The sequence below is a fragment of the Noviherbaspirillum sp. genome, from assembly GCF_036846085.1.
Classification (GTDB): Bacteria; Pseudomonadota; Gammaproteobacteria; order Burkholderiales; family Burkholderiaceae_D; genus Noviherbaspirillum.
The window spans coordinates 24,468-46,187 of record NZ_DAIUCO010000006.1; the positions used below are offsets into that span (position 1 = coordinate 24,468).

18 protein-coding genes are annotated in these 21,720 nt (G+C 61.0%); 10 read left to right on the top strand and 8 right to left on the bottom strand.

The genetic code is table 11. The features are described from left to right. Positions 1-10: 10 nt before the first annotated feature. From V7080_RS01470 to V7080_RS01480, 3 genes are all read right to left on the bottom strand, one after another. Positions 11-1,684 (bottom strand): FAD-dependent oxidoreductase, encoded by a 1,674-nt coding sequence (locus V7080_RS01470; protein WP_334186619.1) that lies wholly within the window; start codon positions 1,682-1,684, stop codon positions 11-13. Positions 1,685-1,806: 122 nt separating this feature from the next. Then, positions 1,807-2,784 (bottom strand): Bug family tripartite tricarboxylate transporter substrate binding protein, encoded by a 978-nt coding sequence (locus V7080_RS01475; RefSeq protein ID WP_334186620.1) that lies wholly within the window; start codon positions 2,782-2,784, stop codon positions 1,807-1,809. A 54-nt stretch (positions 2,785-2,838) separates the two neighbouring features. Further along, positions 2,839-3,801 (bottom strand): MBL fold metallo-hydrolase, encoded by a 963-nt coding sequence (locus V7080_RS01480; RefSeq protein ID WP_334186621.1) that lies wholly within the window; start codon positions 3,799-3,801, stop codon positions 2,839-2,841. A 153-nt stretch (positions 3,802-3,954) separates the two neighbouring features. Between V7080_RS01480 and V7080_RS01485 the strand changes: the two genes are divergently transcribed. After that, complete coding sequence (locus V7080_RS01485; RefSeq protein WP_334186622.1) at positions 3,955-4,878, top strand: LysR family transcriptional regulator; 924 nt, start codon at positions 3,955-3,957, stop codon at positions 4,876-4,878. A 58-nt stretch (positions 4,879-4,936) separates the two neighbouring features. Here the strand turns inward: V7080_RS01485 and V7080_RS01490 are convergent, their stop codons facing one another. Beyond that, positions 4,937-5,572, bottom strand: coding sequence for an FMN-binding negative transcriptional regulator (locus V7080_RS01490; RefSeq protein ID WP_334186623.1), 636 nt, complete (start codon positions 5,570-5,572; stop codon positions 4,937-4,939). 144 nt (positions 5,573-5,716) lie between these two features. Beyond that, the gene (locus V7080_RS01495) at positions 5,717-6,580 is read right to left on the bottom strand and encodes an AraC family transcriptional regulator (RefSeq protein WP_334186624.1); all 864 of its coding nucleotides are present in this window, start codon (positions 6,578-6,580) and stop codon (positions 5,717-5,719) included. A 173-nt stretch (positions 6,581-6,753) separates the two neighbouring features. On the opposite strand from V7080_RS01495, the gene V7080_RS01500 reads away from it, so the two are divergent. After that, entirely contained in the window at positions 6,754-8,256 is a 1,503-nt protein-coding gene (locus tag V7080_RS01500) for an amidohydrolase family protein (RefSeq protein WP_334186625.1), read from the top strand. Between the two features lie 53 nt (positions 8,257-8,309). Beyond that, the gene (locus tag V7080_RS01505; protein ID WP_442947166.1) at positions 8,310-9,059 is read left to right on the top strand and encodes an aldolase; all 750 of its coding nucleotides are present in this window, start codon (positions 8,310-8,312) and stop codon (positions 9,057-9,059) included. 222 nt (positions 9,060-9,281) lie between these two features. On the opposite strand, the gene V7080_RS01510 is transcribed toward V7080_RS01505, so the two are convergent. Continuing rightward, positions 9,282-11,492 (bottom strand): ATP-binding protein, encoded by a 2,211-nt coding sequence (locus V7080_RS01510; protein WP_334186626.1) that lies wholly within the window; start codon positions 11,490-11,492, stop codon positions 9,282-9,284. 197 nt (positions 11,493-11,689) lie between these two features. After that, a complete protein-coding gene (locus tag V7080_RS01515; protein WP_334186627.1) occupies positions 11,690-12,088 on the bottom strand; it encodes a response regulator in 399 nt (132 codons plus the stop codon). A 699-nt stretch (positions 12,089-12,787) separates the two neighbouring features. Between V7080_RS01515 and V7080_RS01520 the strand changes: the two genes are divergently transcribed. The 6 genes from V7080_RS01520 (at position 12,788) to V7080_RS01545 (ending at position 20,421) form a co-directional block, all read left to right on the top strand. Next, positions 12,788-15,907 (top strand): response regulator, encoded by a 3,120-nt coding sequence (locus V7080_RS01520; protein ID WP_334186628.1) that lies wholly within the window; start codon positions 12,788-12,790, stop codon positions 15,905-15,907. Next, on the top strand, positions 15,892-16,746 hold the full coding sequence (locus V7080_RS01525; protein WP_334186629.1) for a CheR family methyltransferase: 855 nt from the start codon (positions 15,892-15,894) through the stop codon (positions 16,744-16,746). Before V7080_RS01520 ends, V7080_RS01525 begins: the two co-directional genes overlap by 16 nt. Continuing rightward, on the top strand, positions 16,743-17,357 hold the full coding sequence (locus tag V7080_RS01530) for a chemotaxis protein CheB (protein ID WP_334186630.1): 615 nt from the start codon (positions 16,743-16,745) through the stop codon (positions 17,355-17,357). Before V7080_RS01525 ends, V7080_RS01530 begins: the two co-directional genes overlap by 4 nt. Further along, positions 17,354-18,514 carry a hybrid sensor histidine kinase/response regulator gene (locus tag V7080_RS01535; protein WP_334186631.1) on the top strand — a complete coding sequence of 387 codons (1,161 nt, stop codon included), beginning with the start codon at positions 17,354-17,356 and terminating at the stop codon, positions 18,512-18,514. Before V7080_RS01530 ends, V7080_RS01535 begins: the two co-directional genes overlap by 4 nt. Positions 18,515-18,696: 182 nt before the next feature. After that, positions 18,697-19,428, top strand: coding sequence for a flagellar brake protein (locus V7080_RS01540; protein WP_334186632.1), 732 nt, complete (start codon positions 18,697-18,699; stop codon positions 19,426-19,428). A 405-nt stretch (positions 19,429-19,833) separates the two neighbouring features. Next, positions 19,834-20,421: a peroxidase-related enzyme gene (locus V7080_RS01545; RefSeq protein WP_334186633.1), complete on the top strand. Its 588-nt coding sequence runs from the start codon at positions 19,834-19,836 to the stop codon at positions 20,419-20,421. A gap of 52 nt (positions 20,422-20,473) precedes the next feature. On the opposite strand, the gene V7080_RS01550 is transcribed toward V7080_RS01545, so the two are convergent. Next, on the bottom strand, positions 20,474-20,788 hold the full coding sequence (locus V7080_RS01550) for a monooxygenase (RefSeq protein ID WP_334186634.1): 315 nt from the start codon (positions 20,786-20,788) through the stop codon (positions 20,474-20,476). 251 nt (positions 20,789-21,039) lie between these two features. Between V7080_RS01550 and V7080_RS01555 the strand changes: the two genes are divergently transcribed. Continuing rightward, a partial coding sequence (locus tag V7080_RS01555; protein WP_334186635.1) for a LysR family transcriptional regulator occupies positions 21,040-21,720 on the top strand: 681 nt, incomplete at its 3' end.

Genomic DNA, 21,720 nt, shown 5'->3' on the forward strand with positions numbered 1-21,720 from the left:
TCATTCCCGGTCAAGTGTTGCAGGTTGCCCTGGCGAGCGCCGCGCGGACGCTGCCCTCTTCCAGGCTGCGCCAGCGGCCGCAGACATGCTGGTCGGGGCGCAGGAGATAGAAGGTTCCCGGCCTGCCGTCGAAGCGCTTGCGCACCAGGCCCTGGGTATCCACGACGCCGGTCAGGCCGTCCATAGGGGTCGGAAGGGCCGTCGGCGGCAGTACGACAACCGGCTTTACCGGTATGTCCATGTCTGCCAGGGAACGCAGACCATCCATGTCCCTGCGCGGAATCTCGCCGTCATCGGCGAAATACAATCCGGTGAAGCCGCTGCCCAGCACGGAAAGCAGCCAGCCTTCCCGGCCCTGCATGCCGACCGGGGCATCGGTGCTCGGCGCGCCGGGAACCATCGCGCCGGCGAAGTCATCGGCATCCGGCGTATTGAGCGGCGAGTCGCGATAAGTAGTGGGCAGGGACAGGCGGCCGCTGTTGACGATGGTGCGGGCGAACGGATAGTGCTTCGACAGCAGCAGGACGGCATCCCTGAATGTCTTGCTGACCGGACTCTTGGGCGTGATGAAGTCGGTGGCGCGCGTGGAGTTGAGGATGTTCTCGTCCGCGGCCTGCTCCCGTTCGTAGCCATAGGTATCCAGCAAGGCAGCCGGTGCTTTCCGGTCGAGCACCAGCCTGAGCTTCCATGCGAGGTTGTCGGCGTCCTGCACGCCGCTGTTGGCGCCACGAGCACCGAAGGGCGACACGCCATGCGCCGCGTCGCCGGCGAACAGGACCCGGCCGTGCCGGAAGTGCTCCATGCGCAGGCAGGAAAAGGTGTAGATGCTGACCCATTCCAGATCGAACTCGACATCCTTGCCGAGCAATGCCCGCACCCGCGGGATCACACGTTCCGGCGCTTTTTCCGCGACCGGGTCCGCATCCCATCCGAGCTGGAAGTCGATGCGCCAGACATTGTCCGGCTGCTTGTGCAGCAGGACCGATTGGTTGGGGTGAAACGGCGGATCGAACCAGAACCAGCGCTCGGGCGGAAAATCCGCTTTCACCTTGATGTCGGCGATCAGGAAGCGGTCCTTGAACGTCCGTCCCTTGCTTTCCAGTCCCATCAGGTTGCGCATCGCACTGCGACTGCCGTCCGCCGCGATGACATAGGCGGCACGAAGCATGTATTCGCCATCCGGCGTCTCCACCGTCAGTTCGACGCCCTCGTCCGACTGCATCAAGCCGACCACCTTGCTTTTCCAGCGCAGGTCCAGCTTTTCCTCCTGCCGCGCCTGCTCGTAGAGATATCCCTCGACGTAATACTGCTGGAGGTTGATGAACGCCGGACGACGGTGCCCCTGTTCGGGCAGCAGGTTGAAGCTGTACACCGGCGCATCCCGGAAGAACACCTTGCCGACATTCCAGCTGACGCCCTTCTTGACCATCGGCTCGCCGCAATGCATCCGGTCGAAGATTTCGAGCGTTCGCTTGGCGAAGCAGATCGCCCTCGATCCGACGGAAAGCTTGTTGTCGTCGTCGAGCAGGATGGTTCGTATGCCCTGCTGCGCCAGGTCGATCGCCGCGGCCAGTCCGACCGGTCCCGCACCGACAACGATGACGGGATGCACGTCCGTCGAACCGGCGCCGGGTGCGAACGAACCGGCATAGTCGAACTCGATGTGTTGATAATCTTTTTCCATGATGCTGGTTCCGGGACGCTATGTGCTTCAATCCGCTTCACAATGACTGCCTCAATACGTCTCGACAGCGCCTCGACAGGCGTTGCGGCGAACGCGATAGGCAATCGCCGTTCGACCGCCTGTTAATCCATCCTGATGTTGTTGGTCCGGATCACCTTGCCCCATCGCTCGCGTTCGCTGCGGGCATAGCTCGCCATCTGCTCCGGCGTGCCGGGCAGCGCTTCAAGCGACAGCGACTGGAATCGTTCCTTGACCGGCGCCGAGACCAGCGCGGTTTGCAGCGCTTTCGTCAGATTGGCGACCACCGGTGCCGGTGTTGCGGCCGGAACCACGAGTCCCTGCCACGCATAGGCCTCATATCCTTCGACGCCCTGCTCCGCCAGGGTCGGGATATCCGGGAATGCGCTCAGTCGCCTGGCGCTTGCCACGCCGATCGCGCGCAGCTTGCCGTTCGACACGTATTGCTGGACGCTCGCGGTGTCCATCAAACCGAAAGGCACCTGCCCGCCAAGCAGATCCTGGACCGCCGGCGCTGCGCCACGATAGGCGACATGCTGGATCTTCAGGCCGGTGCGCTCGCGCAGCAATTCGGCGGCGAGGTGATGGGGACTGCCGACGCCGGCGGACGCATAGTGCGCGTTGGCGGGATCGGACCGCACCCATTCCTGGAATTCCCTGAAGTTCTTGGCCGGCACATTGGGACCGACGACCAGCAGGAGCGGGAAGCGCGCCAGGAGGCCGATCGGTTTGAAATCCTTCTCCGGGTCATACGGCAGCTTGCCGAAAAGCGCCGGGTTGGCCGCCAAGGTGGCGAAATCCGCTGTCAGCATGACATTGCCCAGGTCCTTCGATTGCGCCACATATCCGGCGGCGATATTGGTCGCCGCACCCGGCTTGTTGTTGATGACGATGCTGCGACCGAGCGACTGCGACATCTGTGCCGCCACGGTACGTGCGACAACGTCGGATCCTCCGCCTGCGGCATAGCCGACAATCCACTCGATGGGCTTGTCCTGTGCCGGCGCGAAGGACGGCAGGACGATCGTCAGGGAAAGCGCCGCCTTCAGCAAAGCGCGTCGATGGACGAATGGCAATGTCATTGATGTCTCCTGGTTCTCTTTATGTAGGTCATGGGTGGCGCTGGTGGCTTGCATTCAATCCTGCAATGAATGCCACATTTCCTTGTCGCGTTCCGCCGTCCAGATGCGCGGATGCTTGATGCCGCTCGCTTCATCCACGGCGCGGGTCACGTCGAACGGGAGGCAGTGCTCGTAGATGAATACATGGCCGAACTTCGGGTCCATGCTGGCACGGGTATGTGCCATCGCATCCTTCAGCGACTTGCCGGCGGCGACCGCCTCCTTCGCGCAGCGCAGCAGCGTGGTGACGAAGTCCCTGGTGTAATCGATGCCGGCCTTCACCTCGTCGGGGTTCATCAGCGCAGGCCCGCGGCCGGGCACCAGTTTCTCCGCGCCCATTGCGCGCAACGCTTCGAGCGTCGCGGGCCATTCCTCGAGCTGGGCGTCACCGGTGTAGGCCGCCGCGCCATACTCCACCAGGTCGCCGGAGAAGCAGATCTTCTGGGACGGAATCCAGGCGATCGTGTCGCCCTTGGTATGTCCCATGCCGATATGCATCAGCCGGACCTCCAGCTTGCCCATGAAGATCGTCAGTTCCTTCTCGAACACCATGGTCGGCCAGGTCAGGCCGGGCACCGATTCGACGCCGGCGAACAGGCGGGGGAAGCGCTCGATCTCCGATTGCATATCCTGGGCGCCGCGCTCGACGATCAGTTCATAGGTGCCGCGCGACGCGATGACATGCTGGGCGCCTTCCTCGAAATAGGCGGATGCGCCGAGGACCCGCACCGCGTGGTAATGGGACAGCACCACATGCTTGATCGGCAGGTCGGTGACTTCCCGGATATGCCGTATCAGCGATCGCGCGAGCACCGGCGTCGCGGTCGTATCGATCACCATGACGCTGTCGTCGCCGATGATCACGCCGGAATTCGGGTCGCCCTCGGCGGTATAGGCATAGGCGTTGTCGGACAACTTGACGAAGCTCGTTTTCTTTTCCTGCAGGTCGGCCTGGGAAGCAAACTTTTTCTCACTCATCTGAAACGCTCCATAAATTGGGAATGACTTTCTTCAGGTCATTGTTGTGTCCAGTGAAGATCGTGGCGCCTGGGCGGCTTGCCTGGACTGGTGGAAACGGGCATGTTAGGGTTGCAGGTGTTATGTGTAAATAAGCGCCCGCTCATACCCTTTATGAAGAATATTCATAACACTCCCTTCGACCTCAACCTGATCGCCGTGCTGGACGCCATGATCCGGGAGCGCAACGTGACAAGGGCGGCGGACCAGTTGGGGATGTCGCAGAGCGCGATCAGCCACGCGCTGCGGCGGCTCAGGGAATTCTTCGATGACCCGCTGTTCGTCAAGACGGCGGAGGGCATGCAGCCGACGCCCCGGGCGCTGGAACTGACGCAGGCGGTACTGGGCGTCATGGGAAGCATCCGCACCGACCTGCTGACACAGGCTGGTTTCGATGCGGCGAAGAGCAGGCGCCGGTTCAGCATTTGCCTGACGGACATGGGAGAGCTGATCTTCCTGCCGCGCCTGATCGAGCAGCTTCGGCTGACCGCGCCGCACTGCACCATCCGGACGCTTCAGATCCCGCCGAAATCCATCTCGTCGGCACTCGAATCCGGCGAGGCGGATCTCGCGGTCGGCTCGCTGCATTCGATGCCGGAAGGCTTGTTCCAGCAGCAACTGTTCACCCGCTCCTTCGTCACGATCGTGAACAGGAAGAACCGGTCGATCGGAAAGGAGATCTCGCTGGAGCAATTCTTCGCGCTGGAGCATATCGTCGTTGCCCTGTCGGGGAAGACGGAAGAAAGCTATGACAGCGTCATCGATGATTACGGCCGGAAGCGCAAAATTTTCCTGACGACGCCGCACTTCCTCACCGTACCGCTGATCATCGAACGCAATCCCGAACTGATAGCGACGGTGCCGAAGGAACTGGGGAAAATTTTCGACAGCTACAAGGCTGTCCGCATGGTCGAGACGCCGATCGCCCTGCCCCACTTCGCCATCCGGCAGCACTGGCATCCGCGTTATCACCACGACGCGGCCAATATCTGGCTGCGGAAGCTGATCAAGGAGACGTTTGAACTGCTGCCGGAATAAGGACTTCAGGGGCGCGCCGGCATCCGGCTGGTGAAGCGCACCGCACCACGGGCAACACCTACTTTCCGACCTGCGCGATCAGCCGGGCGACCGCTGCGGCACCCGGCTTGTTCTCCTGCGTCAGGGCGGCGGCGACACTTTCCCGGTCGGCCGGCGTGCGGTGCTGGCTGACATGCCACTTGCCCACGAGCTTCGTGATGCTCATCTCCAGCCCGATGATATGTGAGGCGGCGGCCCTGACGAAATCGACCGGCGCTTCATCCAGGTGCCATGGCTTCTCGCGCGCCGCTTCATTCGGCAGGGCGAGATTGGCAAGGTGGGTCATCAGCCATTGCTCGTCCTCCATCACGCGCAGCCTGCCGTAGGCATGCACGACCGCATAATTCCATCCCGGCAGCACCTTGCCGCTCTTCTGGCCGTTCACATACCAGCGCGGCGAGACATATGCATTCGGTCCCTGGAAGATCACCATCGCTTCCACATCGGGGGAATGGGTCCGCCAGAATCCGCTCGCCCGCGCGACATGGCAACGCAGCGTTCCCAGCGGCCCCGCCGAGCTGTCAATTTCAAACGGCACATTGTTGGCCTCCAGGCATCCATCCACCTGGACCACCAGGGATGCCATCGGATAATCCGACATGAGTGCGTGGAGGACGTCGGTTCGCGTCTCTTCAAAAATCTTCTGAACGTACATTCCGGGCCCGAGGTTCGCGGTTCGAATTAGGATGTGCCGGAGGCTCCCGGCAAAACAGGTAAGGCAACAGGAAGAACAATACGGGAATGCAAGGGCCCGGTATTGAATAAATCGGCCATGACCATCGGCCGATGTACTTGCACATCAATGCGGCAGATTGATGATCGGCACATCGGGCCGGGCGGACGGCGTGAAGCCGCCGAGGGAACGGAATTCCCGGGTCATGTGCGCCTGGTCGCTATAGCCGCATTCGATTGCAAGTTCCGCCAGCGCCATAAATGGCCTCGCATGCAGAGAACGCATAGCGCGCTGGAAGCGCACGATGGATGCGAAGGATTTTACCGGCAGGCCGACGACCGACGTGAAGTCCCGGTGCAGCGTGCGTACGCTGATGCCGATCTCCTCGGCAAGCGCGATGACGGATTGCCGGCCACCGCTGGATTCAAGCCGTTGCACGGAATGGATGATTCGCGCGTGCTGCACCGATTGCGACTGCCTGTCGGTCAGGATTCGCACCGTGTCGATGAGGCGACATTCCAGTTCATCCGTGCTGCCGGCATGCAGCAAGGGAATCGCCAGCGCGCCGAGTGCGGCTTTCGCCTCCACCCGGATGAGGGCGCTGTTTTTGATTCCATGCGCACTCAGGCCGAGGCATGCGGCGCCCCAACCGGGGCGAAACCGGATTCCCACGAATCCGGTCGTCGAACCGGCCGGCACCGTCACATACCGCTGCGCCGGCCCGGCAATCACCGGCCGGGCGTCCGCGATCCTGCCGTCGCCAATCAGGTTGAAACGCATCAGCAGGTCGATGCGTCCGTCCGGAAGGACCCTGTGATCATCGGCGCGGTAGGGCTTGAACGACCACAATGCCTCGACGATCCGGCTGTCCAGCGCAGCAACACGATATTCCTGGTATCCGGCTTTCATCTGCATACGGGCGTAAAAACGGTTCGGTACGGGCAGGACGGCGGAAGCGCATCCTGTACGGGGATCTCGAGTCCGGGACATGGTACCCGATCCTCCCCCGTCGTCGATCGTCGCCCATGAAACGACGATGCGCCGCCGACTGCATGATGGGGTGCATCGGCATCGTCAGCGCCGCACGCAGCCCTGCGCGTTCAATGCCGCTATGCCAGAATGACCGTCGATGCATCCGCCTGTCACCGGTCAAGGAGTACGCAATGAGCATGCTTTCCCCTGAAGAAACGTCCCGCCTGAGTTCCGCCGAATCCTTGTTTCCGTCCCCCATTCCGGTGCAATCGGTCTCCAGCGACGAATTCATGCCCGGCCCGCAAACGCCCAGGCAGCGCGAGTTCGAGCAACGGGTCAAGGAGATGGGTGCGCAGACGGCAAAGCGGCTGGGAATCAGCCGCAGGCGATTTTTCCAGACCGCGGCCGGCATGGCGACCGCGTTTCTGGCGATGAACGATACCTACGGCCCGCTCTTCGGCGTCTCGCGCGCCGAAGCGCAAACGCCGGAACAGGCGGATGAACGGGCCGGCAAGCTGTCGGGACAGTTCATCATGGACATGCATACCCATTTCCTGCGCCCCGGCACACGGCTGCAGGGCTTCGTCAATCAGCGCAAGGCGGTCGGCAAGGCGGGCTGGAATCCCGGACTGGTGGACAAGGAGCAGACCATCGATGACCTGATGTTCACCAACTACATCAAGGAAATCTATCTCGACAGCGATACAAAGGTGGCGTGTATCAGCGGCGCGCCTTCCGAAATACCGGATGACTGGTTCCTGACCAATGAAATGAAGGCCCAGGCGAGAGCCGCAGTGAACGGCCTGGCAGGCACGAAGCGCATGTTTTCCCATGCGATCTTCACACCCGGCTATCCGGGCTGGATGGACCAGATCGACCATGCGCTTGCCGACCTCAAGCCGGATTCGATGAAGGGCTACACCATCGGCGACAATACCCACAAGGACCTGTCGAAACATCCCTGGCGCCTGGATGATGAAAAGCTGGTGTATCCTGCCTATGAAAAATTCCTGAAGGCGGGCATCCGGAATGTCTGCATTCACAAAGGCCTGTTCCCGCCGTCGGTGGAAAAGCAGTTTCCCCACCTCCTGCAATATTCCGACGTGCGGGACGTCGGCAAGGCGGCAAAGGACTGGCCGCAGCTCAACTTCATCATCTATCACGGCGGCTACCGATGGTCGGGCGGCGGCGCGGTGCAGGACGCCTGGGCGCAGTTCGAGAAAACGGGCCGCATCGAGTGGGTCACCGACCTCGCGGAGATACCTGCGAAATACGCCGTCAATAATGTTTATGCGGACGTCGGGCAATTGTTCGCGCAGTCGACCATCGCCGATCCCCGCGTCGCCGCTGTGATGATGGGACAACTCATCCGGGGGCTGGGCGCCGATCATGTCTGCTGGGGCACGGATGCCATCTGGACCGGTTCGCCGCAATGGCAGATCGAGGCGCTGCGCCGCCTGGAAATTCCGGCGGAATTGCAGAAGAAGTATGGCCTGGCGCCGCTGGGACCAGCGGACGGCCCGGTCAAGACAGCGATTTTCGGCGACAACAATGCAAGGCTGTATAACTACAAGCCGCAACAGCGTTCCGAACTGGCGACAGACAAGCTCGCCGCGTACCGGGAACTCTACGACAGGCATGGAGCGGGTCGAACCAACCTGGCCTACGGATTTGCACTGCGGGACCCGGCGTGACGGCATTGCGACATTCCCTGCCGGGGGATCAATGAAACTAACAAGGAGACACCATGAACATGCCGGCATCGTCGTTTGAGGAAGTATTCCATTCTCCCGCCGTCACCGGGCTGCGCGCAGACCTGGCGCTGGCGCTTCGGGCCGCCGCGCATCACGGATTGGGTGAAGGGGTATGCAATCATTTCAGCATCGCCGTCCCCGGCAACGACTCGCTTTTCCTCCTGAATCCGCGTGGCCTGCTGTGGAGCGAGGTGCAGGCCGACGATATCGTGTTGATCGACGATACCGGCCGCAAGCTGGCCGGACGGCGCGACGTCGAACCGACGGCCATGTTCATCCATGCCGCCATCCATCGCATCGCCCGCAAAGCCTGCGTACTGCATACCCATATGCCTTACGCCACCGCGCTGACGCTTACCGAAGGGCGGACGCTGGATACGACCCTGTCCCAGAACGCGATGCGCTTCCATGGCCGCATCGCCGTGGACGATCGCTACAACGGGCTCGCGCTGGATGCTTCGGAAGGAGAACGGATCGCCCGGACCATGAATGGGGCCGATGTTGCCTTCCTCGGCAATCATGGCGTGGTGGTGTGCGGTCCTCGCATCGATCACGCCTACGACGATTTGTATTACCTCGAGCGTGCATGCGCGTCCCAGGTGCTGGCCGAATCCACCGGACGGCGACTGGTCCCCGTCGATGAAGCGCTTGCGCGTCGCGTGGCGGAACAAACCATGGACGAGCGCTTGCAATCGGAACTGTTCTTCGAAGCGTTGAGGCGGACCCTCGGGCCCCCTTGCTGATGGCAGCCGACTTACCGTGCACCCATCGAATTGCGGGTGATGTCGCAAGTACTCGTGTCTCGTGCGCTTTCTTCGCACGCCGCTGGCAATGGAGCGTGTATCCGGAATCTCGCGTTCAGGCGGTTCGGACCGATTGATCACGGATGATGCATCTGGCGCGATCGCCATGAGCCTTTTAGAGAGTTGTCACGCCGGCACAACGACACGGATGTCAATGCCTGCCTAGCCTGGAAGTTTGTTCAACGCTCTCAGCGCCTCATTGAATTTCCCGATTGTCAGCGGCTTGGTGACATGCGCATCAAATCCGGCATCGAACGAACGCTGATGATCCTCCTTCGAACCATAGCCGGTAAGGGCGATCAGCCCGGTCCTGTCCTTCTGCTGCATCGACCGTACGCGCCTTGCGATGTCGTAACCGCTTATCTTCGGCATGCCGATATCGATCAGGGCGATATCCGCCGTGCCGGCCAGGCATGCATCGATTCCTGCCTCCCCGTCCGAAAACGGGATGACTTGAAAACCATGTTTTTCGAGCATGCCTGCCGTCATTTCCCGTGCATCGTCGTGATCGTCGATCAGCACGATGGTGCAGGTCTGCTTCACGCCCGCCGCAGCCTTTTCCGTGAGCGCCGCGCGGTTGACCTGCGCAAGCGGGAACCTGAGCGTAAATGTGCTGCCGCGGCCTGTGCCATCGCTTGCGCAGGTGATCGAGCCGCCATGCAATTCCGTGAGCTGGCGTACCAGCGCAAGGCCGATGCCGAGGCCGCCTTTTGCCCGATCCAGCGATCGTTCTCCCTGGACGAATACGTCGAAGATATTGGGCAGCAGCTCGGCGGAAATACCGATGCCGGTATCGGTCACCGTCAGCACCGCTTCATGATCGATTGCCTGGACACTGATCCTGATCTCGCCGCCGTCCGGCGTGTACTTGATCGCGTTATCCAGCAAATTGTTGACGATCTGTTCGATGCGCGTCGCGTCCGCTTCGATCTTGAGGGAATCCGCCGCGGTCAGCTCCATGGAATGATGGCGGGCCCGTCCGGTGGATTGCAGGGTGCCGACGCACTGGCTGACCATGCCGGCCAAATCCAGTGGCTGCCTGTTCAATAGTACTTTCCCGGACAGGACACGGCTCACATCCAGCAGATCGTCGACGATGTGGGTCAGATGATCTCCCTGCCGGCTGATGATCTTGCGTGCCCGTTCGGACATGGCCGTGTCCTCCGCCACATCCAGGATATCGATCGCGCTGATGATGGCGGCGAGCGGATTGCGCAGCTCGTGGCCCAACATGGCCAGAAACTGGTCCTTCGCCTTGTTCTGGTCTTCAGCGAATCGGCGTGCCGCCTGTTCGCTCAGCAGCAATCTGTTTCGTTCGGCTTCCGCGGCATGCCGGGATGCCTTCTCGCGTTCAAGGGTTTGGCTGGCCTCGGCCAGGGTTGCGTTCAGTTCATTCATTTCGGCCACGCCCGATGGCGGAATCTGGAGGGCCTGTCCTTTCCCGAGACCGTTGGCCGCCAGCACCGCGCCGTTCACGGCATGCAGAATCCTTCGTCCGACCATCCAGGCGACGGCGGATGCCAGAAGAACCGCGATCAGCAGTCCCAGACCCGTAACCCATACTGCCTGTTGCACCGCGGAGTCGATCTCCTCGACCGGTGCGCCAATGGCGACGGTCCAATCTGCCAATGCGGAATGGGTGAAGACATCATAGACCTCGATGTTGCCCCTGATCTCGTGACGCATCACGCCTTCGTAGCCGGTTTGAATGGCCCTGATCGTGTCGGCATTTGCTTTTTTCCCGACGAACTCATGGGCGCCATGGCTGCGTGCCAATGTATTGCCTGCCTGGTCGAAAATCGCCACGACCCAGCTTGATTTGATACCCCGTCCTGCGAATGCCCGATTGAAATAGTCCTGCGGCACGGCCTGGGTCAGGACATAGCGTTTCGAGCCGATCGTCACCAGGCTGTCGACGAGGATCACGTGCCTCTGGATATGGACGCCCCATGTGAGGTTCGACACATGAACGGCACCATCACTTTTGATCTTGGCGAAGTCATCGAGATTGACAGCACGTTTCGGCAATTGCGTCCCGAACGGAACGCGGGTACTGATGATCTGCTGCCCATCCTCCCCGTAAAGAATGATCCATCCCTCCGCCGCGAGGTTGGCGATCTTCGCCTGTTCGTAAAACTGCTTGAAGTTTCCTTCCCTGAGCGCATCCGATGTCCCCAGGACCCGCAATGCGGAACGCACACCGGAAAATTCGCGGTCGATGATCAGGGTGGTTGCCCTGGCTGTCTCGTGAATGCTGTTGAGCGCGGCGGCACGATGCGCGTCCCTCAAATTCACAAGGGAAATTGCCGAGAAAACGATGACGGGTATGAGCGCCGCAAAAACCAGGCTGATGAGATGTGTCCGAAGTCGCATTGATTGCCTATTTTTTAACGGCCCGTGCACCGGTGATGATTCGCGTTGCGGAGATCATACCCGTACTACCATGCGACGCCCTGGGGTAAGCTAAAAATCGGTATCAAACCACCCGGTCTGCGTATACCGTCGTGATGCGCGGGTGCACTTCGCGGCCAGGACAAAGGAAAAGGAGGCAATCGACGGGAAATGAAATGTCAGGTGGAGGATGCCCGCTTGAACTTGCCGACCAGCGCCCCGATGCGGGCCATCGCATCTTTCAGTTGCAGGAGGCTGTAGGGCTTGGAAAGAAGAAGGAAATCAAAATTGATGCGATCGTTGTCGACCACCAGGAACCCGAAACCCGAGGCGAATATCACTTTCAGCGGCGGCAGGATTTCCACCGCCGCCTGTGCCAGTTCCACGCCGGACATGCCCGGCAAGTTAATGTCCGTCAACAGGACATCGAACTGCTGATGCGGCAGGAGCGTGAGCGCGTCTTCGGCACTTGTCACGGCATGCACCTTGTGTCCCAGCATGGCGAGCATTTCGGAAAGTAATGTTTGGGACTCGGCATTGTCTTCTACGACGAGAACATTGAGCTGTGGTACGGACATGGATAGCCAATAGGGAACAACGGACGGAATTGAGGTGGTAAGCCCGACATTATCCATAACGTCTTTATTCATTTACAGTCGGAAAATTCCGGTTTCCACTAGGAATTTTCCTACAGCCAACCCATTGGCGCGGTGATTCACTGATAAACATTGTTGATTGCCGCGCCTTATCGCCGATTGCGAAATCGCAGCTTCGCCGTCCGGATTGCCGGTTCCTGCAACACGAATCGCGCCGTTTTTGAGAGTGATTAAGCGGATTTCCGCCTCTCAAGAGATGAGTCCGTTGAATTCCTGAGGCCCATCGATGGCCCGCAACTTTTCTGATTCAAGTCGGTGCTGTGCGGAATCGGCTTCATGGCTGAGCGCTCCCGCTGGACGGACAACGCATTCCCTTTCTTCACAGATCGAAAGGGAGAATTCCGCTTGACGGCCGGTCCGCGGCGATCCGGTCGATGGTTGCACTGCGCGATCGACTTATATGTCATGTCTTGTACATAAGCAGCCCGTTTGACCCACGCCGATGCATGAAGCAATCATGTGCGCGGCATCGGATTTTCCGGTCTTGTTTGCTGTTAAACTCCAGGGCGAGAAAAGAGCTATTCCGCCGAATGCCATCAAGCGATGCGCGCCGCCTCCGGCGACATGAAAATAGCCAGATTTCCGATCAATCCCGCCCTTTCCTTACATTTAGAGCTTCCTATGCCCATTTCGCATCAAGCGAACCGTGCGACCTATGCCCTGATCCTCGGGGTGGCGATTTTCGTCTTCCTTGTCGATTCGATCACACCGCTGGGTTTCGCGGAATGGGTGTTTTACGTCATTCCGGTGGCCTTGTGCGTGCGCCAGCCGAATTCCCAGCTCCCGCTGGTGGTCGCGGTTGCGCTGATGCCCCTGTTGATTTTCGGTTATCTGCTCTCCCCCGAGGGGGCGAACACCACCATGGCGATCGTCAATCGCGCCCTGGCATTCTTTGCGCTATTTGGCGTCGCCTACCTGGTGCATCGGATCGTCAAGGAAAAGACGGTGGCCGATCACCTGATGTGGCTGGAGCGCGGCCGCGCGGAAGTGGCGCGCAACATGCTCGGCGAGCCCACGGTCGCGGAAGTTTCCGAAAAGATTCTCCATGCGCTCGCACGTTATGTCGGCGCCCAGATCGCGGTGCTCTACCGGCTCGACGGCGGCCGGCTGATGCATACGGCCGCGTTTGCCATCGACGCGGACCAGGTCCGTCCCGAACTCGCACTGGGCAGCACGCTCGCCGGTGAAGTGGCGAAAGACGGCAAACCGCTGGTGCTGCGCAATCTGCCGCATGACTATCTGCGCATCGGCTCGGCGACTGGGAGCATGCTGCCGGGACAACTGCTGATCGCGCCGGTGATGGCGGAAGGAAAGGTCTGCGGCGTGATGGAATTCGGCTTTCTGAACAAGGATGTATTCGATGATGAAATCGAACTCCTGACGCTGGTCGCCGACAAGATCGGCAGCGCCATCCGCTCGGCCGAGTACCGTCGCCATCTGCAGGAATTGCTGGAAGAAACCCAGCGCCAGTCGGAAGAACTGCAGGCGCAGCAGGAAGAGTTGCGCGTGTCGAACGAGGAGCTGGAGGAGCAGGGACGCGCGTTGATGGAATCGCAGGCACGCCTGGAAAACCAGCAGGCGGAGCTCGAACAGACCAACGTGCAACTGGAAGAACAGGCGGAACGCCTTGAAGGCCAGAAGCGCGAATTGCTCAACACGCAGCGCGCGCTGGAGTTGAACGCCGAGGAACTCGGCAAGGCAAATCGTTACAAGTCGGAATTCCTGGCCAACATGTCGCACGAACTGCGCACTCCCCTCAACAGCTCGCTGATCCTGTCGAAAATCCTGATGGAAAACAAGACCGGCACCCTGAGCGACGAGCAGGTCCGCTATGCGCAGACCATCCACGAATCCAACAATGCACTGCTGGTATTGATCAACGACATTCTTGATCTGTCGAAGATCGAGTCGGGACATGCCGACATCCATCCGGAACCGGTATCGGTCTCCGGCGTCGTGCAAACCCTGAAGCAAATCTTCGACCCGGTCGCCAGGGAAAAACGGCTGAACTTCACCATCGGCGTCAGTGAGGACGCGCCCGCGGTCATCGTTACCGACAACCAGCGCCTGCAGCAGGTCCTGAGAAACCTGCTGGCCAATGCGTTCAAGTTCACCGAGCAGGGAGAGGTCGTGCTGCACATTGCGCCGGCGGCGAATGGCCGCCTCGGCTTCGCCGTGCGCGACACCGGCATCGGCATCCCGGAACAGCAGCAGGGCATCATCTTCGAGGCATTCCGCCAGGCTGACGGCACGACCAGCCGGAAATACGGCGGCACCGGGCTGGGCTTGTCGATTTCGAGGGAGCTTGCCCGCCGCCTCGGCGGTGAAATCCGCGTCCAAAGCGCGCCGGGGCTCGGCAGCACCTTCACGCTGGATGTGTCGAGCGATCTGAAGGCGGAGGAAACCGCCGTGTCCGGCGGCGCATGGTCCGCATATGACGCCGCCCCGATCTCCGCCCCGGCACGCTTCGCGACCGCGCCGCGCGTCGACACGCAAGCGGTGCGCGACGGAACTCCATTGCCGCCGGCGTCGCGACCGGGCGAAGGCGCGGCGTTCGAGCGACGGCATGAACGGTTGATCATGGTGGTGGAGGACGATCCGCATTTCGCGTCGGTTCTGCGCGACCTGGCACAGGAAGCGCAATTCGATTGCGTCATGGCACATACCGGCTCGGAAGCGATCCGGCTCGCGTCCGAATTGCGACCCAGCGGCATCCTGCTCGACGTCGGCCTGCCCGACCAATCGGGCCTGAGCGTCCTGGAACGCCTCAAGCGCGATCCCGCCACCCGCCACATACCGATTCACATGGTATCGATCGAGGATCATGCGCAAACCGCACTGGAAATGGGCGCGGTGGGATATGCCTTCAAGCCGGTGGCACGGGAAGACGTGGTTGCGGCATTTGCCAAGCTGGAGGCGCAGCTCGACAAGCGCGCACGCAAGCTGCTGGTGGTCGAGGATGACGCCGCGCTGCGCAGCAATATCGCCCTGCTGCTCCAGGCCGACGACATCGACATCACGACGGTCGGCACCGCGGCCGAAGCACTGGAACTGGTGTCGAGCCAGACCTTCGATTGCATGGTGATGGACCTGAATCTTCCCGATACCAGCGGCTACGACCTGCTTGAAAAGATTTCCGGGGGCGGCAAGTACTCGTTTCCGCCGGTGATCGTATACACCGGCCGGACGCTGTCGCGGGACGACGAGCAAAAGCTGCGGCGCTACTCCAGGTCGATCATCATCAAGGGCGCCAAATCGCCCGAGCGCCTGCTCGACGAGGTCACCCTGTTCCTGCACCGGGTGGAGTCCCTGATTCCGCCGGACCAGCAGAAGATGCTGCAGCAGGCCCGGCAGCGCGATACGGTATTCGAGGGCCGCCGCATCCTGCTGGCGGAAGATGATGTGCGCAATATCTTCGCGCTGACCAGCGTGTTCGAGCCGCTCGGCGCCAGGCTGGAAATCACGCGCAACGGCCGTGAGGCGCTGGAACTGCTCGACAGGGACGCCGAGATCGACCTGGTGCTGATGGATCTGATGATGCCTGAAATGGATGGTTTGACCGCAATGCGCGAGATCCGGAAACGGCCGGACATGGCGCGCCTGCCGATCATCGCGCTGACCGCGAAGGCGATGATGGACGACCGCAAGAGTTGCCTGGAGGCCGGCGCGAGCGACTATATCGCCAAGCCGATCGATGTCGACAAGCTGATTTCGCTGTGCCGCGTATGGATGCCCAAATAGGAACGACCTTGGAAGAATTCGATTCCCGCTTCGACATCGAGCTCAAGCTGCTGCTGGAGGGCGTTTACCTGACCTACCAGCATGATTTCCGCCAGTATGCGGTTGCGTCGCTGCGCCGGCGCATCATGCAGGCGATGGTGCAGTTCGACTGCAAGACGGTGTCGCAGCTGCAGAGCCGCGTGCTGCATGAACCGGAAGTGTTCGCGAAGATGCTGCAGTACTTCACGGTGCAGGTCAGCGAGATGTTCCGCGACCCGATGTATTTCAAGGCGATACGGGAACAGGTGGTCCCGGTGCTGAAAACCTACCCGTCGGTGAAGATCTGGATTGCCGGGTGCAGCACCGGCGAGGAAGTCTGGTCGCTGGCGATCCTGCTGGCCGAGGAAGGCTTGCTGGACAACACGCTGATCTATGCCACCGATATCAATGCCGACTCCCTGAAAACGGCCGAGACGGGCATCTATTCCGTCGACCGCATCGCCGACTTCAGCACGAACTATTTGCAATCCGGCGGCAGGCACTCCCTGTCTGACTACTACACAACCGGATACGGCGGCGCCATTTTCAACCGGGACCTGCGCAAGCGCATGGTCTTCGCCGATCACAGCCTGGCGACCGATAGCGTGTTCTCGGAGGTCCAGTTCGTGTCCTGCCGCAACGTGCTGATCTATTTCAATCCGGAGTTGCAGGAACGTGCGATCGGCCTGTTCGCCGATTCGCTGGTCAACCGGGGCTTCCTCGGTCTCGGATCGAAGGAAAGCCTGCGCTTCACACGCCATGCGGACACATTCACCGAGTTTGCCCGCATTGAAAAAATCTACCAGCGGGTGCTGCGATGACCGGAACGATCCAGAACCTTCCCGGCGTCGACATGCTGGTGGTCGGCGCATCCGCCGGCGGCGTGGAAGCGGTGGGCACACTGCTGGAAGCATTGCCGGCCGGCTTTGCCGCCCCGGTCGCGATCGTGCTCCATGTGCCCGCCAACCGGCCGAGCCTGCTGGCGGACATCTATTCGCGGCGCACCAGCCTGCGGGTGAAGGAAGTGGAGGACAAGGAACCGGCGATGGCGGGAACGGTTTATATTGCCCCGCCCGACTACCATATGCTGGTCGAGCCGAACCGCCTGTTCTCGCTGTCCTGCGACGATGCCGTACATTTTTCCCGGCCGTCGATCGATGTCCTGTTCGAGTCGGCGGCCCTGGCATATCGCGACCGGCTGCTGGGCATCATCCTCACCGGCGCCAGCGCCGACGGTGCGGCCGGCCTGACGACAGTGCGCCGTCAGGGCGGCCAGGCCTGGGTGCAGGACCCGGACGAGGCGCAGGCGCGCGTCATGCCGCTCGCGGCGATCGCGCACTCGGGCACCGACCAGATATTGTCGTTGCATGACATGGCACGCCGGCTGTCAAACTTCTCCGGTTCAGACAGCCTTTCGAGAACATCAAAATGAATCCTGACGATATCAATATCCTGGTTGTCGACGACATCCCCCAGAACCTGATCGCCATCGAAGCCCTGCTGGCGCGCCCCGGCCTGAACATCCTGAAAGCATCGTCCGGCCCGGAAGCACTGGAGATCCTGCTGGTGCAGGAAGTGGCGCTGGCGCTGGTCGACGTGCAGATGCCGGAGATGGACGGATTCGAGCTGGCCGAACTGATCCGCGGCAGCGAACGTACCCGCAGCGTGCCCCTGATCTTCCTGACCGCCGGCGCTCGCGAAACCAGGACATCGTTCCGCGGCTACGAGGCCGGCGCCGTCGATTTTCTCTACAAGCCGCTGGACGACACGGTCCTGAAAAGCAAGGTCAAGGTGTTCGTCGACCTGCACGCCAAGGAAAGGCAGCTTTCCCGACAGCTTGACGAACTGCGCCAGGCGCTTGCCTTGAATGAATTATTCACCGCGGTGCTTGGCCACGATTTGCGCAATCCGCTGTCGTCGGTGCTGATCGGTTCCGAGCTGATCCTCAAGGTCTCCAGCGAATCGGTCGTGACGTCGGCGGCGGGCCGGATCCAGTCCAGCGTCCATCGCATGACGCGGATGGTCGAGCAGCTGCTCGATGTTGCGCGCATCCGTGCCGGCGGTATCGATGTGCGCCCGAAGGACACCGACTATGCAGCCTTGTGCAGGACGATTGCCGACGAACTCGCCGGCGCCGACGCAATCTCCCGCATCCGGATCGAAACCGCCGGTGACGTGGTCGGCGCCGCCGACCCGGACAGGCTGGCGCAGGTTTTCTCCAACCTGCTGGGAAATGCAATCCAGCACGGCGCGCCGGACCAGCCGATCCATGCACGCATCGACGGCACGGCAGGGCACGAGATCGTGGTCGAGGTGAGCAATGGCGGCGCCATTCCGGAGAATGCGATTAGCGGCATATTCGAGCCGTTCACCAGCAGCCATTCGATCAACCGTCCGAGCCATGGCCTGGGTCTCGGCCTGTACATCGTGAAGAAATTCGTCGAGGCACATGGAGGCCGGGTCAGCGTGACGTCCTGCGGCGAAAAGGGAACCGTGTTCCAGGCCAAATTTCCGCGCCAGCCCGTTCACGTGGACATGCATGCCGGCGCGGGAAGCGAACCGGCGCCGGCGATCGTCCGCTGCAAATAAGGACGACGGCCAGGGCGGTACGGTCAGTAAAGTACCGTTGCGCAGAACTTATTCCGGCAAGACTTCGCCGGGCAATTCCATTAGTATTTGCGGAAGACGCAAGATATCGGGCATGCCTGCGGCATGCCCGATACGCCCCACGCACAACCAGGGGCCGTGCCACGAAGACCGGGAGAGAAAACGTGAATCGCAATGTAACGGAAGACGGTCAGCGTGGACGTGCCACCGACGATGCGGGCAAGGCCCCTGGCGGTGCCGCTGAACCGGAAGCGAAAAGTACGATCGTCAATCTGGCCGACAACGAGTGGCAGATCGGCCAGACGCTTTTTCTGCAGCACGACACCACCCGACATCTGGTGAAGCTGATTGGCTTCACCGAAGGAAAATCCGTCCTCGTCTCCGCGCCCATGGCCGACGGAAGATACCAGCTGGTTCGTGACGGACAGGTGTTCGTCGTACGGACCTTCTCGGGACGAAAGGCCTATGCCTTCAGTTCGTCGGTACTGAAAACCGTGCATGTCCCCTATCCCTATCTTCACCTCGGCTATCCGAAGCAGGTCACCTGCGCCGTGGTCCGCCGCGGCGCCCGCCTCGACGTGACCATCGTCGCCGCCGTGTCGGTCATCGGCACCGACCACACCGCCGCGGTTGTCCTGAAGGACATCAGTCTGGGCGGCGCCGCCGGGACGATGAAAGTGCTTATGGGCGTTCCGGGCGAAGTGTTCCGGCTGAAGTTCAAGGTCAGGGTCGCGGACGAAGACCTGTTCCTCGATATTCCGGTCACCTTGCGCTCCGTGCAGCGCGACGACGGAACGGATTCCTACCGGCATGGCTTCGAGTTCGGCAAACTGGATGTGCGGGATAAGTTGTGTCTCGGCGCCTTCCTGCACGAGGCCAGATCGGCGAAGGAGTGAGCCTGTCAGCCTGTTCGTCTGTTCGTCTGTTCACGGGCGGAAGGAGCTTGCCGCATCCGGCCAAAGGGGGCCGTCAACTCTGCTGGCGTGGATAACCAACCATCGGCATCTGCCGCCACCATGAAATTCAAGTCTTGATCCGCCGTCGGAAAACGACGCCTCTTTCACCGCGAATTCTCCGCAAGGCAACCTTCCCGGCATGCGCCTGAGCAACCCGTGGCGCGTACGGAGTTTGCGTCAGCCCCAAATGGCGGACCCTATGCGATTAGGCAAACGTCGCGTCGGCACGGTTCGATACCGCGTGGTCCTGTGCTAGGCTCCGGAGCAACCATGCGGATTGCATCAGAGCCGACGGCCTGCCGCCAACTTTGCAGGCTGTTCAACATCACCCAGGAAGGAGACAGCATGACTACTACCGACCGCTACCCGGTTGCCGAACTCGATAACCTGCCGGAGGATATCCGGGCACAGATTCTTGCCGTCCAGGAGAAATCCGGTTTTGTCCCCAACGTATTCCTCAAACTCGCCCGCCGCCCTGACGAATACCGTGCGTTCTTCGCCTACCATGACGCGCTGATGCTGCGTGAAGGAGGACTCACCAAGGGCGAGAAGGAAATGATCGTCGTGGCGACCAGCGCACCGAACCAATGCCTCTACTGTGTCATTGCACACGGTGCGCTGCTCCGGATCTTCGAAAAAAATCCCCTGATCGCGGACCAGATTGCGACGAATTACCGCAAGGCGCCGATCACGCCACGCCAACGCGCAATGCTCGATTTCGCGCTGAAGGTCTCGACAACTTCATACGCCATCGCCGACGCGGATTTCGACGAACTCCACGCCCATGGATTCAGCGACGACGACATCTGGGATATCAGTGCGATCGCCGCTTTCTTCGCGCTATCCAATCGCATGGCGAATGCGGCGGGGATGATGCCGAACCCGGAGTTTTACCTGATGGGGCGCGTGCCGAGGGAAAAGAAGGCCGGATGACGGCCTCGGGCGGAACGACTCCGCCCGTGCATCCGACCGGCGCGATGCGCCCCTATTCGCCGGACAGGATTTGCCCGGCGACGTTGTCGACCACCACCGGGCTGTCGAAGTAAGTTACGGTTGGATCGGTGCCGTACTTCTCCCTGACGAAGACGCGCCATGTTTCCGTGTACATCGCTTCCGCCTCGGCCCTGGAATCCCAGAGGTAAATGCCGCCCGCCGTAAGCCCGTCCTCGGAGAGCACATAGTGCTTGCGCAGCAGACCTTGCACTCCCTGATATTTGGGCGCGGTGCTTAGGAATATTTCGCGCGCTTCGTCGCGCGTGATGGCCTTCGGCAACCTGAACGCCGTCATGGCAATGATCATCTGTTCCTCCAGTGGTGACGTTTGATGTCTCATTAGACCGTGTTGACGATATTTGCTCAATCGGTATTTTTGCATCCCTGGCATTCGTACAGCGAATGCGAACGACCCGGCCAGATCTTTCTGAAGGCAACCGCTTGATGCGCCCAAGCATGCATCCTTCGCATGCAATAGAATCCTGCATGGCGTCATATTCTGCCCTGCCTTCGCCCCAGGCAGGCGCCTGAAAAGCATCCATCACACGAGAGCCGCGCATGGAAAATCCATTGTTGAATCTTCCGCCGCTGGACGCACTGCGCGGCTTCGTCGCAGTCGCAAGGCGCATGAGCATCACGCAGGCGGCGAATGATCTTTGCCTGACCCAGTCCGCCGTCAGCCGGCAGATTCTTGCCCTTGAAGAGTACCTCGGCACCCCGGTGCTGGTCCGGAAACACAGGGCGATTGCCTTGACCGAAGCGGGTGAACGCCTGATGGCACTCGCATCGCCATGGATGGACCGATTGGCGGAATGCAGCGACGCCATCCGCCACAATGAACGTCCCCGCCCTATTACGATTACCGCCTCGTTCGGCGTCACTGCATTGTGGGTGCTACCCAAACTTGCCGCCTATCAGGATGCCAATCCCAACATCGATATCAGGGTTGCGGCGAACAATCGCATCCTGGACCTGAAGCAGGAAGGCATCGATCTTGCAATCCGGTATGCGCGCGAATCCGACGTGCCGCCAGGTGCGGTCAAACTGTTCGGGGAACGTGTCGTTCCGATGGCAAGCAAAGCCGTCGCGGCACGCGCATTCCAGCACCCGCATGCCTTGCTGAACGAAGTGCTGCTCGAGTACGACGAGCCGCTGGCGCGCCCCTGGCTGCGCTGGTCCGAATGGCTTGCGTCCGCCGGCATGGCGGACGCGAAGCCCAAAGCCTTCCTTCATTGCAAC